The following is a 602-nucleotide window of genomic DNA, read 5'->3' as shown; positions in this document are numbered from 1 at the left end:
CAAGCCTCACGTCGAACGTGGGGCTTTTTATCAATTAGCGCGGAGCAATTCGGTTTATTTTGGCTAAATAACGGGCTTTTACGTTTTGGTCTTATTTGCTCTATTGCTTCCGCTGATTGTTATCTCACTCAGCCGGTATTGTGGTGAGTATCGAGTCAATCTCGATGCTCTACCTATCTATCGTCAATACCGATTTATCCAGTGTACGAATTTTCTGACTTCCACGGCGCATCAAACCGCCGTGGGTACGCCATTAAGAGAGTCACTAGAACACTACAAAGAACACGCAACCCCGTACATGAAACATCATATCAACAAGATGCTTCGTGCTCTGGGGGCGGGTAAATCCAACATCGGTGACATTTTGGATTCAGGTCTTCTGGATGCAGAAGAACTCGATACCGTCAAACTGCTCAGTGATACCGGCGAAACAAACGCCATTTTGAAGAAAAGCGCTTTGATGCACAGTGACCAACTGCTGCTTGAAATCGACAGACTCAAAACATGGGGTAGCCGTGTTCTTTTCACTTTTTTAGCAACCGTAGGCGCATGGATGGCGCTTGGCGTTGGTTCGCTCGCCTTACAAATTGCGACCACATTTT

1 pseudogene is annotated in these 602 nt (G+C 46.3%); it reads left to right on the top strand.

Features of this window, described 5'->3' with window-relative positions:
* Positions 1-85 precede the first annotated feature (85 nt).
* A pseudogene (locus tag RH88_RS23460) lies at positions 86-602 on the top strand (hypothetical protein); the annotation flags it as partial.

Origin of the sequence: Vibrio scophthalmi LMG 19158 (assembly GCF_000222585.1) — a bacterium.
In the GTDB taxonomy this organism is placed as follows: Bacteria; Pseudomonadota; Gammaproteobacteria; order Enterobacterales; family Vibrionaceae; genus Vibrio; species Vibrio scophthalmi.
The sequence above is the reverse complement of the archived record's forward strand: the minus strand, read 5'-3'. Positions and strand labels throughout refer to the sequence as shown.